This window comes from Marinovum sp. J2-8, assembly GCF_055808435.1.
The window spans coordinates 269,869-282,092 of the sequence record NZ_JBVVRZ010000004.1; the positions used below are offsets into that span (position 1 = coordinate 269,869).

General features: G+C 59.1%; 11 protein-coding genes and 1 pseudogene. 8 read left to right on the forward strand and 4 right to left on the reverse strand.

What is annotated here, in order from left to right; genetic code table 11:
- Positions 1-115: 115 nt before the first annotated feature.
- Positions 116-827: pseudogene (locus AC0L4F_RS14275) on the reverse strand (IS6 family transposase).
- A 101-nt stretch (positions 828-928) separates the two neighbouring features.
- Here AC0L4F_RS14275 and AC0L4F_RS14280 point away from each other — a divergent pair.
- Together AC0L4F_RS14280 and AC0L4F_RS14285 are read left to right on the forward strand one after the other, a co-directional pair.
- Positions 929-2,419 (forward strand): tripartite tricarboxylate transporter permease, encoded by a 1,491-nt coding sequence (locus tag AC0L4F_RS14280; protein ID WP_244689353.1) that lies wholly within the window; start codon positions 929-931, stop codon positions 2,417-2,419.
- A 14-nt stretch (positions 2,420-2,433) separates the two neighbouring features.
- On the forward strand, positions 2,434-2,916 hold the full coding sequence (locus AC0L4F_RS14285) for an aldolase/citrate lyase family protein (RefSeq protein ID WP_244689355.1): 483 nt from the start codon (positions 2,434-2,436) through the stop codon (positions 2,914-2,916).
- Positions 2,917-3,306: 390 nt separating this feature from the next.
- Here AC0L4F_RS14285 and AC0L4F_RS14290 read toward each other — a convergent pair whose 3' ends face one another.
- Positions 3,307-4,242: a LysR family transcriptional regulator gene (locus AC0L4F_RS14290; protein ID WP_244689358.1), complete on the reverse strand. Its 936-nt coding sequence runs from the start codon at positions 4,240-4,242 to the stop codon at positions 3,307-3,309.
- 78 nt (positions 4,243-4,320) lie between these two features.
- Here AC0L4F_RS14290 and tcuA point away from each other — a divergent pair, with 78 nt between their 5' ends.
- Positions 4,321-5,706, forward strand: a complete 1,386-nt coding sequence (gene tcuA / locus AC0L4F_RS14295; RefSeq protein WP_244689360.1) for an FAD-dependent tricarballylate dehydrogenase TcuA — start codon at positions 4,321-4,323, stop codon at positions 5,704-5,706.
- A complete protein-coding gene (gene tcuB / locus AC0L4F_RS14300) occupies positions 5,696-6,760 on the forward strand; it encodes a tricarballylate utilization 4Fe-4S protein TcuB (RefSeq protein WP_244689362.1) in 1,065 nt (354 codons plus the stop codon). The genes tcuA and tcuB overlap by 11 nt, the downstream gene beginning before the upstream one ends.
- A gap of 414 nt (positions 6,761-7,174) precedes the next feature.
- Here the strand turns inward: tcuB and AC0L4F_RS14305 are convergent, their stop codons facing one another.
- Both AC0L4F_RS14305 and AC0L4F_RS14310 read right to left on the reverse strand, forming a co-directional pair.
- Positions 7,175-8,209: an IS110 family RNA-guided transposase gene (locus AC0L4F_RS14305; RefSeq protein ID WP_244689733.1), complete on the reverse strand. Its 1,035-nt coding sequence runs from the start codon at positions 8,207-8,209 to the stop codon at positions 7,175-7,177.
- Between the two features lie 284 nt (positions 8,210-8,493).
- The gene (locus AC0L4F_RS14310; protein WP_244689364.1) at positions 8,494-9,402 is read right to left on the reverse strand and encodes a LysR family transcriptional regulator; all 909 of its coding nucleotides are present in this window, start codon (positions 9,400-9,402) and stop codon (positions 8,494-8,496) included.
- A 66-nt stretch (positions 9,403-9,468) separates the two neighbouring features.
- Here AC0L4F_RS14310 and AC0L4F_RS14315 point away from each other — a divergent pair, with 66 nt between their 5' ends.
- From AC0L4F_RS14315 to AC0L4F_RS14330, 4 genes are all read left to right on the forward strand, one after another.
- Entirely contained in the window at positions 9,469-9,795 is a 327-nt protein-coding gene (locus AC0L4F_RS14315; protein ID WP_244689366.1) for a DUF2218 domain-containing protein, read from the forward strand.
- A 99-nt stretch (positions 9,796-9,894) separates the two neighbouring features.
- Complete coding sequence (locus AC0L4F_RS14320) at positions 9,895-10,737, forward strand: nuclear transport factor 2 family protein (protein WP_244689368.1); 843 nt, start codon at positions 9,895-9,897, stop codon at positions 10,735-10,737.
- 26 nt (positions 10,738-10,763) lie between these two features.
- Positions 10,764-11,255 (forward strand): nuclear transport factor 2 family protein, encoded by a 492-nt coding sequence (locus tag AC0L4F_RS14325; protein WP_244689371.1) that lies wholly within the window; start codon positions 10,764-10,766, stop codon positions 11,253-11,255.
- 68 nt (positions 11,256-11,323) lie between these two features.
- Positions 11,324-12,172, forward strand: a complete 849-nt coding sequence (locus AC0L4F_RS14330; RefSeq protein WP_244689373.1) for an NAD(P)H-binding protein — start codon at positions 11,324-11,326, stop codon at positions 12,170-12,172.
- The last annotated feature ends 52 nt before the right edge of the window (positions 12,173-12,224 follow it).

The window sequence follows — 12,224 nt, forward strand, 5'->3', positions numbered from 1 at the left end:
TCCGATTCATCCCGCACCAAAGCAATAGTACCGGCGGCCCCACTCAGGAAGAAGGCGTTTGACGGGGATTGCCAAGTTGTTGTTCTTGGATTTTAAAGTTCTGATGTTCGGTCGATCACGTCACCATTTCGGCGGTGTAGTCGGCCCAGAGGCTGAACGCGTCGTGACGAGCGTGGCGGTATGATGTTGCGGTGAGTTTGTAACGGCGGGGACGAAAGATCAGGTTGATCGGGTCATGTGCGGTCAGGAATCTCTGTGCTTGCCGGTGAGATTTGAACCGCCCGAGTATCTTCTCTCGCTTTCGTGTCAGCCTGTGAGACCCTTCAATTGCGTTATTCAATCGCTTGTGAGCGTGGCGGTCAGCGTCCGGCGCCAGCGTTTTGATCGGCTTGATGTAGCTGCGTAATTTATCCGTGATCACGACCCTCGGCGCGCCGAACTGAACTACCAGCCTTTTGAAAAACCTCTTTGCTGCCTTTCCACTTCTGCGCGTTTGCACAAGTATATCGAGAACCTCGCCGTTCGCGTCCCATTGCGCGCCACAGCCAGTGCTTCTTGCCGCGGATCGGAACAACGACTTCGTCGAGATGCCATTTGTCGTTGGGACGAGGGCGATCACGCCGGATGCAGTTCGCGAAATGGCGACCAAACCGATTGACCCACAACCGGACGGCTTCCCGGCTGACAATCACGCCCCGCTCAGCCAGCAAGTCTTCAACGTCAGCCGTGCTCAGCGCGAAGCGGTGGTACGCCCAAACAGCGTAAGCGATGATCTCGCGAGGGTAGCGGAAGCCCTTAAGGCGAGGCAAACTGGTCGGAATTCTCATACCGCTAAAATAGCCCGGTCATGTCTGACGAACAAGTTAGCAATGCCATGCCGGGTTCTGGTGGGGCCTGGAACTGCCTTTGCCCTGACAGGACACAAGACATGGATATCATTTTTGCAGCCATGCTCGACGCGCTGTCGCTGACGACGTTTCTGTCGGTCGTGCTCGGCGTCATGATTGGGATCGTGATTGGCGCGGTGCCTGGGCTGAATGCCCCTATGGCCATCGCGGTGGCCATCCCGCTGACATTCACGATGGCGCCGCTCGCGGCGATCGGCATGTTGGTGGGCGTGATGAAGGGGGGTGGCTTCGGCGGCGCAATCGGGGCCATCCTGCTCAACACGCCGGGTGAGCCGCACTCTGCCGCGACGACCCTTGACGGACATCCGCTCGCCAAGGGCGGCAAACCGCGCAAGGCCCTGCAGACCGCGCTCTATTCCTCCGTCGCGGGGGACAGTTGCTCTGACCTTGTGCTGATCCTGCTGGCGCCCACGCTTGCAGTTTTTGCCCTTCGGGCAGGACCGGTCGAACTTGCAGCAATCCTGGTGATTTCGCTCACGCTGATCGCTTCGCTGTCGGGCCGCTCGCTGACCAAGGGAATATTTGCCGCGGCGCTTGGCGCCTTTCTTGCCACAGTTGGGGTGGACCCGGAAACCGCTGCGCCGCGCTTTACCTTCGGACAGGTCGACCTCTTTGATGGCCTTCCCCTCGCGGCCGTTGCCATCGGCGTTCTCGCTGTACCCGAAATCATTCTGAGGCTGCAGGAGGGCCGTCGCTACCGCCCCGATGCCAGCAGGGCCGTTGCCAACAGTGAGGGGGATGATCGCCTGACTTTTGGTGAATTCCTGAACCTGAGACGCACTGTCCTGCGTGGGGCGGGTATCGGAACGGCCATCGGCGCACTGCCGGGGCTTGGCACAACGCTCGCTGCCTTTCTCAGCTACGCCGCCACCAAGCGGTTCTCGACAGCGCCTGAGAAACTCGGCACCGGCGCGACCGAGGGCATTGCCGCAACCGAAAGCGCCAATTCTGCTGTCTCAGGCGCGAACCTGATCCCGCTTTTAACGTTGGGTATCCCCGGCAACCTTACCGCCGCCCTATTGGTCGGTGCCTTCCTGATCCATGGTGTCACGCCCGGGCCTCTGATCTTTCAGCGCGATACGTCGCTGGTTTACGGGCTTTTTGCGGCGATGATCATGGCCAATGTCATGGTGCTGATCATCGGATCCCTGGGGCTTCGTGCGTTTGCGCTGATTGTGAAGGTCCCACCCTTCGTCATCTATCCCATCGTGCTGTTGCTCTGTGTCGTAGGTATTTACGTGAGCCAGGGCGGATTCTTCGCCGTCGGCGTCATGCTGGCCTTCGCGGTGCTGGGCTTCTTCATGCTGAAGCTCGAGATCTCCATCGTTTGCTTCATCATCGGGCTCGTGCTCGGCCCGATGATCGAACTCTCGATCCGTCAATCCGTGATCCTGCTCAGCCGCAACCCCGCTGCCATCCTCGATCATCCATTCGCGCTGGTCCTGTTTGCCGCGTCGCCGTTCGTGGCGTGGCTGCTGATCCGCGATCGTAACCGCCTGTCCGACGGCTAATGGAAAGGAATTCCATGAAGACCCCTTACACACCTGATGCCAAAGGTCCGCTCACCGGGCTGCGCGTTGTCGATATGACGCGGCTTGGTGTCGAGGACTATGCAACGTCGATGGGCGTCGCCGCCACGCCGGATGTTCTGAGGCCCGCTGTTCAACAGGTCAACCAGGCCGCGCGGGCGGCATCGGTCGCCTCTTTCGCCGTCGCCGCAGGCATGTCCGATTTTCGTGACATCGATGGCTTGCGGGCCGCTGCCACATACGCCCGCGCCATCGGGTCCACTGGTGGCTACGCGGTACATCCGGCCCAGGTGGCGGTTCTCAACGACGTCTTTTCGCCTACCGAGGCCGAGCTTGGATGGGCGCGACGAGTTGTAGAGGCCGCCGAGACCGCCGCCAGAAAGGGGCAAGGCGTGACGAAGCTCGATGGCCAGATGATCGATTTGCCGCTGGTGACCCGGGCCCAGTCCATTATCGCGCGAGGGCCGCTGTCTGGCTGACGTACCGGCATCCCGGCACCGTACAGTGCCTGTGCCCTGCGACCATAATAGCGCCAGCCAATCCGCCGGCATCAGAGCGACATAGGCCGATAGCCCACACGTCGCGGACTGCAGAAGAGATATTTCACGGCTAAAGTCATTGCTTCTGCAAGCGACGAAGGTCAGCCTATCTAAACGATTTTTTGCTAACCTTCCTGTTGCACAAGAGACTACACGAGCGCTGCTAAAGGCCGCAATCTCTGGCCGCACCGCAGCATTCTTGACCATTGATAGACGGCGGCTCTGGGCCGCTTCCGACCGGTAGCACCAAGGGCGGATTGCCGACATTCGCTGCGGGTTCGAAACTCCGACCTGCAGATGTCCGCTTCGGATCTTTACGGCCTCATCTACTCAATCTTGCTGCATCATCCGGGTGGCGACCTGCTTGGTCGTTTCCAAAATGGTTCGCTTGAGAGACATGGCCGTTTTGGTCTCTCGTTGTCCTGTTCGGGTCAGCAAACCGACGGGCCGAGCGATGCTTGGGTCGATCATGGGGCGCATGATGACGGAACGGACAACTGCGTAGGATGCCGTTGATTGGGGGAGGATAGCCACGCCAACGCCTTCGCTTACCATTTCCAACGCAGTGGTCGAGCGCCCCACCTCAAACGTCCATGCGATAGGTTGCCGGCTTTGCGCCATCGCTTCATCAATCAGCAGTCGATTACCCGTGCCACGCACAGGGACGATCAATTCCTCGCCCGCAAGGTCACTCCAAAGGATCGCGTTTTTCGCCGCAAGACGATGAGACGGCGGCATGGCCAGACCGATCCGATCATCGAACAGGGCCTCGAAGGTGGTGGAAGGTTCAAGCATGGGGAGCGAGGATATCCCGAAGTCAGCTTCGCCGCCGGAGACGGCCTCGGCGACCTCGTTGGCGTTACCATCCAGCAACCTTATGCGCGCGGTATGACCGGCGGCACGGAAACGCCGCAACGCTGTGGGAAGCAAGGCGGCGGCAACACTGGGTATGATCCCGACAGTGACAATTGCATTTGTCTGGTAGCCGAAAACCGCGCTTTCGTCTCGCATTGCATGGGCCGTTTCCCTGGCGCTATCCAATATGGCCTCTGCACGTGCCTGCAAACGCTTTGCCGCAAGGGTCGGTTTGACGGCACGGGTTGTGCGCTCGAACAGTTGGGAGTCCAGCGCCTCTTCCAGTTTTTTGATGCGTCGGGTTATCGCGGATTGCGACAGGTTCAGTTTGTCAGCGGCAAGATGGAAAGAACCCGTCTCCTTTACGGCCAAGAACGCTTCTAGGTCATTGAAATCGTAATTGATGCGCATAATGCAATAATTAGACAAACTTGATCATTAGTCAAATAAAACCAGACCGAATATGTTCGCACTTGAAGGAGACCGGGCATGAATAATCTCTACGACATTGTCGTGATTGGGGGCGGAAACGCGGCCCTTTGCGCTGCGATGACCGCCGCAGAGGATGGTGCGAAGGTCTTGATCCTTGAGGCGGCACCCAAAGCCTATCGAGGCGGCAATTCACGCCATACCCGTAACTTTCGTTGCATGCATTCAGGGCCACTAGGGCCGCTGATCGAAAGCTATAGCGAAGAGGAATACTTTGCCGATCTCATGAAAGTCACGGATGGCAAGACCCATGAGGGGCTTGCGCGGATGGCCATTCGCCGTTCCGAAGAATGCCTGCCCTGGATGGAATCTCACGGCGTCCGGTTTCAGCCGTCCCTGTCGGGCACCTTGTCGCTCGCGCGGACCAACGCCTTTTTCTTGGGCGGCGGCAAGGGGTTGGTGAATGCCTATTACCGCACCGCCGCCAAGCTGGGTGTCGATGTCGAGTACGACGCAAAGGTCACCCACCTAGAAGTGGAAGATGGCAAGGTTGTCTACCTAGACTATGTTCAAGGCGAACAGACGCATCGGCTTGCGCCGAAGGCCGTGGTTGTCGCATCCGGCGGGTTTCAGGCAGACATGGACTGGCTTGCGCGGGCATGGGGGCCAGCGGCAAAGAACTTCCTCATTCGTGGTACGCCTTACAATCGCGGCGTTGTTTTGGCGGATCTGCTGGAACAGGGCGTGGAACAGGTGGGCGACCCGACGCAATGTCACGCCGTGGCCATCGACGGGCGGGCGCCCAAGTTCGACGGGGGAATTGTCACACGGCTCGATTGCGTCCCATTTTCCATTGTCGTGAATAAGAATGCAGAGCGGTTCTATGACGAGGGCGAGGATATCTGGCCCAAACGTTATGCGATCTGGGGTCGCCTCGTCGCCACACAGCCCGATCAGGTGGGCTATGTCATCATCGATGCAAAGTCGCTGGAATTGTTCATGCCCTCGGTCTTTCCACCAATCAAAGCGGACACGATCGAAGAGCTGGCACAAAAGATGGGCCTGCCAGCGGACGGGCTGCGCGACACGGTCGATACATTCAATGCAGCCTGCGGCGACACGACGGGTTTTCACCCGACCGACCTTGATGGGGTCTCAACCTCTGGTCTGACTCCGCCAAAAACAAACTGGGCGCGGCCGATCACACAGGCCCCGTTCTATGGCTACTCCCTGCGCACCGGAGTGACCTTCACATATCTGGGGTTGAAGGTGGATGATGCTGCGCAGTGCAGCATGGGCAACCTCCCTGTCCGCAATCTTTGGGCTGCGGGCGAAACCATGGCCGGATCGATCCTGGGAAAAGGCTACTTGGCCGGTTTCGGCATGACCATCGGCACCGTCTTCGGGCGTATCGCAGGGAAAGAGGCGGCAAAATATGCAAACTGATCTGATTCAAGAAGCCCGCCGTCAGGCGGAGATTTGCAACGCCTGCCGCTATTGCGAAGGCTATTGTTCCGTCTTCCCGTCACTCCACGCCAATCGCGCGTTTTCTGATGGGGACATCACGCAGCTCGCCAACCTCTGTCACAACTGCCGGGGGTGCTACTATGCCTGCCAATACACGGCCCCGCACGAGTTTGACTTGAACTTACCTGCCGCATTGGCGGAGGTTCGACACGACAGCTGGGAGGAATTGGCCTATCCAAGCGTGGTCGCGCGCCAGTTCCAAAAGAACGGCATGGCCGTCGCCATTGCAGCAACGCTTTGTTTTGCAGTGCTATTCGCTTTGGCCAAATGGATCGGGCTGAGGGAAGGCGAAGGATTCTATGCGGTCATGTCGCACAATCTGATGGTCGCCATATTTGCACCTGCCTTCCTGTTCCCACTGGCTAGTCTCGTCGTTAGTCTGCGGCGTTACTGGTCAACCGTCGACGGGAAACCCGTCACGTTCAACCATATCAAGCAGGCCTTCGGAGCAGTTGCCAACATGCGCAACCTTGCGGGCGGCCATGGCGACGGCTGCAATTTTGAGGACGAGGATCGCTTCACCCAGGCCCGTCGTACTGCGCACCAACTTGTGCTTTATGGGTTCCTGCTGTGCTTCGCCAGCACCTCGTCTGGGACCATTTTGCACTACGTCTTCGACCTGCCTGCCCCCTACGGCCTGTTTTCGCTGCCCAAGTTGTTGGGGATCCCTGGTGGCCTGATGATGACTTTCGGCGCTATCTGGCTGTTCCATCTCAAACTCAAGGCTGATCCTGAACTTGGAGCCAAGGCTGCGCGAAGCGGTGAGTTCGGGTTCATCGCGCTCCTAGGCTTCGTCGGATTCAGCGGGCTTGCTCTTTATGGGCTTGGCGCAACGACTTTGATGCCGGTCATACTGGCCCTGCATCTGGGCTCGGTCCTCGCGTTTTTCCTTCTGACGCCCTACACGAAAATGGCCCACGGGTTCTATCGCCTTGCCGCGTTGGTGCGCGACGCACAGCGCAAGGGGGCCTAGCGCGATGTTGAAAGCCCTTCCCGGCCTGCGCGGCAACATTTGCAAAATGCCGATTTGTCCTGCAACCTTTGACTACGCTGACCTCTTGATCGCCATATTACAACGAATGTCGGCGATGCGGGCTGCGAGCGCCGCATCATAGAAGCACTGTGAGTGGCAGCTTCACTAATTGGGTTTCTGGGTCAAGCTCGTTTTCCTTGTTTATTTTGGGTCATTGTCGCTCATCCGGGTCACGCTTCTCTTCGCAGTCTTGTTGATGCCGCGATAGCACCGCTGCACGCATATGTCGGATCGGCAGTGGAGAGCCTTGCTTGGAGACGCTCTTCAAGGTGCGCAGCAGCCATTTTCGGCTTCTTCCACAGACCTCGTCCGGTGAGGGACGACCCCGTCAGGTTAGGTGGTTGGCGTATCAGATCATGCTGTGCCCTCCACCTGTGCCAGACGGAATTCTGTGCCATCTGCCCACATCCGGTGGAGCAAAACGGCGAGTTTGCGGGCGACAGCAACGACAGCACGACGGCGGCCTTTGGTGCGGATCAGCCTCATGCCCCAGGATTTGATCTGCGACCCGGCCATCGTGCGCATCAGAAGCGCATTGGCCGCTGCGTAGAGCGTTGCACGGACATCTCGGTCGCCTGCCTTCGATATGCGGCCAGGATTGTCGTGTTCACCCGACTGATATCGTCGCGGTGTCAGTCCAAAATGCGCGGCAACCATGCGGGAGCGCTTGAAGCGAGCGGGATCATCGACAGCAGCCTTGAAGGTCAAAGCGGCAATAGGGCCGACACCCGGCACAGTCATCATGCGCATGCATACGTCATCGTGGCTTGCCGCGCGTTTGACCCGCCAGTCAAGTTCCAGAAAGTGCTGATACAACACGAGCCGCGCATCAAGGAGTGGCACCAGCGCATGTGCCAGAACATCGTCCATTTCGATCATAGGTCTGACGATGCCGTCAAAGCTGCCATGCTTCACAGTCTTGGGCAGGCGGATCCCGAAGATCTTCAGCAGCCCCCGTACCTCATTGGCAAGATCAATCGTTTTGTTCAGCAGCGCTTTGCGAGTACTAAGCAATGCCCGAACACCATGGGCTTCACGGCTCTTCATGTGGACTGGGCTGAACCAGCCAGTGCGCAGGATTTGCGCAATACCACGCGCATCGTTCTTATCCGTCTTGTTGCGCATGGCCGACAGCGCGGCGTTCACTTGACGCGCTTCCATGCATACAACGTCAAGACCTTCTGCCTTGAGGCCGAAGTACAAATGCTGACTCATGGTGCCTGCTTCGAAGCCGACCCGTTCAATCGGATATGGAAAAACGGCAAGGCACTCTGCGATTTCTTTGACCTCACAAAGCAGTTCCCGCTCCAACAGCACCGCCCCTTTGGTATCGACGATACAAACCGCACACGACCGCAGCGACACATCTAAACCAGCATAGTATTCCATCATCTATCTCCCTTGTTCACAGCTATGCTGTGATCCTATCGGGAGCTCGACCTCAGAACAGAGGGCAGCCCAATTACGCATGCTTCGGGCCGTTCGCGTCCATCAACACCAACCGGCAGGAAGCGGAATTTTGCTGCACGATGCGCCAAGGTCTGGAATGTTCGGCAAGCTTTCAATGGGAGGAGGCAAGATTTGGCCAAGAACGAGGTGAACGCTGATGCCGTTTCATCCAAACTCCTTGTATCGGTTGCGCAATGCTGATGCGGGTTTGATCGCTTTGGGAGTCAAATGCCTGTTGATTGGGGCGACACGCCTGCCTGCCAATCGACGACGAAGCGCACGAATATCCGTGTTAGGCTCTCGCGTCTTGATGTGTCCGGCCAGACCGCGAAGATCCCCAGCGGTATCAACCGCCAATCTGGCAGGAGGCGCACCAGCCTTCCCTCGGCCTCACCCCGGGCGGCAAGATGTTCGGGCAGGACCGTCGCGCCAAGGTTCTGGCAGGTGAAATGATAAAGTGCATCGATGGTGTCAGCCTCCAGGCGAGCCTGGCCCAGCACCTTGACCGTGTCGCCCCCTGGTCCGGTCAGCGTGGTGTATTCGGACCGGTGTTTGTAACGGAGCCAGTCCCAGTCCTCCAGCTCTGAGGGATGCAACGGGCGCGGTCGGGCGGCGGCATAGCCCGCCCCCGCAACCAAGGCGCGGGCGCTCTCGCCAAGCTTGCGCGACATCATCGAACTGTCATCCAGCCATCCGGCCCGGATGTTCACGTCATACCCATCCTCCAGCAGATCGGTGCGGCCATCAGTGAAACTGACCGACAGCGCGACCTGCGGGTGGCGGCGCACAAATTCCGCTATGGCCGTGGCCAGCGTGGACGAGGACATGAAAGCCGGCATGGACACCCGCAGCGCGCCCACCGGTTCCAGCGACAGGGCGTTCAATTCGTTCAACCCGGTCTCCGCGCTGCGCAGCATCTCGGCCGCGCGGGCATAGAACATACGCCCCTCGTTGGTCAGGGCGATTTTGCGTGTGGTGCGATACAGCAATGTCACGCCAAGGAAATCCTCCAGGTCCGACACAGTCTCACTGATGCGGGATGGCGCAAGGCCGATCGCCTTGGCCGCGGCACGGAACGACCCCTCGTCGACGACTCTTGCAAAGATCGCCATATGGCGCAGATGCTCGATCATTGTTCCGCTGACCCGAATTATGACTTCCGAAAACAAGCAATACCCGGATCAATGCGGTAGGGATAGATGTTCTTTGCAACACGACGGAGCATCGACATGAACGCGAGCACATTCTTCAAGACGGAAAACGCCGAACGCTATCTGGGCACGCTGTGCAAGCATTTCGGCCACAAGGTTCCGGTCTCTTTCGAGCCCGGAGCGGGCCACATCGAACTGCCCTTTGGACAGTGCGATCTGCGCGCCGACACCGATGGCCTGCGCCTGACCGCCATCGCCGCGGACACGCCCGAACTCGACAAGACGATTGAGGTGATCACCAACCACCTTGAACGCTTCGCATTCCGCGAAAACCCGGACCTGACCTGGAGCCGGGCCGAATCCACCGGGGCCTGACGTCGGCCCAAACTCTTTCCATTCCAGGACACGCCCGAACACGCCCCACCCCGGAGCGCGAACAGAGAGGGCATGTCCAAACACCCCGAGGAGACCACAATGAAACTGACCCAACTTCTTGCCTCAGCGTCGATCGTCGCCACTCTGCCGTTTGCGGCGCAAGCCGACAGTGCGGAGAACAAGGCCTTTGTTCTCGAAGCGCTGGAAAACACGCTGCTGGCGGGCGATGTCGAAGCCGTTGACCAGTATTTTTCCGAAGACATCATCCAGCACAACGAGATGTTCGCCAGCGGCATCGAAGCGCAAAAAGGCGTCGTCGGCTTTCTCGCAGGCAGCGGCACCTTCAAGGCGGACTACGTCCGCGTAATCGCGGATGATGACATCGTGGCCGTTCATGCCCGCTATGAGGGCTTTGGCGAAACAGCGATGATCGCTTTTGACGTCTTCCGCGTCGAGGACGGCAAGATCGCCGAGCATTGGGACAACCTGATTCCCGAGGCCGCACCGAACCCCTCGGGCCGCACCCAGATCGACGGCGCGACTGAAATCACTGACTTGGATAAGACCGAGGCCAACAAGGCGCTGGTCGAAGAATTCATCACCAAATCCCTGATCGAACATGCCGAGGTGAATATCACCGACTACATCAGCCCGGTTACTTACATTCAGCACAACCCGATGGTCGCTGACGGGCTGGAAGGCTTTGGTGCCTTCATGGCGCAGATGGCCGAACAGGGCATCAGCATGGATTACACCCAGGTCAATCAGGTGATCGGCGAAGGCAACTTCGTGCTGACCCTGTCCGAGGGCGCCCTCGGCGGTGAACCGACTGCCTTCTACGACCTCTTTCGCGTCGAGGACGGGCTGATTGTGGAGCACTGGGACGTCATTGCCCCCATGCCCGGCCCGGACGCCCCGCACAACGAAGCTGGCAAATTTTGATCACCCCGCCCCTCAAGGAGCACGACATGAACCGCAGAACACTTTTGAAAACCTCGATTGGCGCAGCGCTCGCCACAATTCTCGCACAACACGCAGGAGCACAGACAATGGACGACCAGACACAAGCCAGCTTTGACACCGTCATGGCCTTTATGGGCGCGATGGGATCGGGCGACATGGAAAAGATGAGCGCGCTGATGGCCGACGACATGGTGTGGCACAACGAAGGCGACGAAAGCCTGCCGTGGATCGGTGGCGCGGAAGGGAAAGAGAATATCTTTGAATTCCTCGGCGTGTTTTCCGAGAACCTTCAGACGACCAAGTGGGAAAACACCGACGCCTTCGCCTCGGGTGACACGGTTGCCGTCTTTGGCAAGATGAACGGCATCACGCCCCATTCAGGCAAGGAAATCGGCGAATTCACCTTTGCCCTGCGGGCTAAGGTCCGCGATGGCCAAGTAGTGCTGTGGCACTGGTTCGAGGACAGCTTTGCCGTCAGTCAAGCCTACCACGGTTGATCTGCATACCCTTGGCAAAGCCGTCGGTTCTGGCGGCTTTGCCCATCGCTTCGGATAGAGGACAGACCATGACGACCTATGCCGTTACCGCCGTTTCGGGCCAGCTTGGCCATGAGATCGCCCGCAAACTGATTGACATGCCGGGCGGCGCGCCCGTCATCGGGCTGGCCCGCACGCCCGCCAAGGTCACCGATCTTGGTGTCGAGGTACGCCCGGGCGACTACGATCAACCGGATCAATTGAAAGCCTCGCTGGAGGGGGTCAACGCGCTGGTGATCGTCTCGGGCATGGCCCCACCCGAGGACCGCATCCAGCAGCACCGCAACGTGATCGACGCCGCCCGCGCCGCAGGTGTGCAGAAGCTGGTCTACACCAGCATTATCGGCTCCGAACAGGACACGCGCTTTTCGCCGGTGGTGCAAAGCAATCGGCAGACCGAGGCGGACATTCGCGCCAGTGGTCTGGACTGGGCCATTGGGCGCAACGGCATCTATATTGAGCCCGATGTCGAATACATCGACAGCTACAAGGCCCGCGGTGAGATCGCCAACAGCGCAGGAACCGGCAAATGCGGCTACACCACGCGGTCGGAACTTGCCCATGCCTATGCCGCTCTGCTGACGCGCGACGATCTGAACGGCGGGACCTATGACTTGAACGGCACGCCGATCACGCAAGGAAGACTGGCAGGCTACCTGAACCGCACTTTCGGCACCGACCTGACCTACCGCGAGATGACCTCCGAAGATTTCGTCGCCGACCGCAGCACCGAGCTGGGCGATTTCATCGGCCCGATCATCGGCGGCATCTACGAGGGCATTCGCCAAGGTGCCTATGACCGGCCGGGTGACTTTGCAAAGGTCACCGGTTGCCCGCACCAATCTTGGGAAGATTATTTTTCCTCGCTCCGCGCCTGAGCGCGACGGAACTCCTGCGCTGCAGCGTATCACCACCAACCCGTCTATGGGG

Bases quoted from the DNA above. Each gene is read 5' to 3' on its own strand.
- tcuB (WP_244689362.1), top strand. From the start codon at position 5,696: ATGCAAACTGATCTGATTCAAGAAGCCCGCCGTCAGGCGGAGATTTGC.
- AC0L4F_RS14315 (WP_244689366.1), top strand. From the start codon at position 9,469: ATGTTCTTTGCAACACGACGGAGCATCGACATGAACGCGAGCACATTC.
- AC0L4F_RS14305 (WP_244689733.1), bottom strand. From the start codon at position 8,209: ATGGAATACTATGCTGGTTTAGATGTGTCGCTGCGGTCGTGTGCGGTT.
- tcuA (WP_244689360.1), top strand. From the start codon at position 4,321: ATGAATAATCTCTACGACATTGTCGTGATTGGGGGCGGAAACGCGGCC.
- AC0L4F_RS14325 (WP_244689371.1), top strand. From the start codon at position 10,764: ATGAACCGCAGAACACTTTTGAAAACCTCGATTGGCGCAGCGCTCGCC.
- AC0L4F_RS14310 (WP_244689364.1), bottom strand. From the start codon at position 9,402: ATGATCGAGCATCTGCGCCATATGGCGATCTTTGCAAGAGTCGTCGAC.
- AC0L4F_RS14290 (WP_244689358.1), bottom strand. From the start codon at position 4,242: ATGCGCATCAATTACGATTTCAATGACCTAGAAGCGTTCTTGGCCGTA.
- AC0L4F_RS14285 (WP_244689355.1), top strand. From the start codon at position 2,434: ATGAAGACCCCTTACACACCTGATGCCAAAGGTCCGCTCACCGGGCTG.
- AC0L4F_RS14330 (WP_244689373.1), top strand. From the start codon at position 11,324: ATGACGACCTATGCCGTTACCGCCGTTTCGGGCCAGCTTGGCCATGAG.
- AC0L4F_RS14280 (WP_244689353.1), top strand. From the start codon at position 929: ATGGATATCATTTTTGCAGCCATGCTCGACGCGCTGTCGCTGACGACG.
- AC0L4F_RS14320 (WP_244689368.1), top strand. From the start codon at position 9,895: ATGAAACTGACCCAACTTCTTGCCTCAGCGTCGATCGTCGCCACTCTG.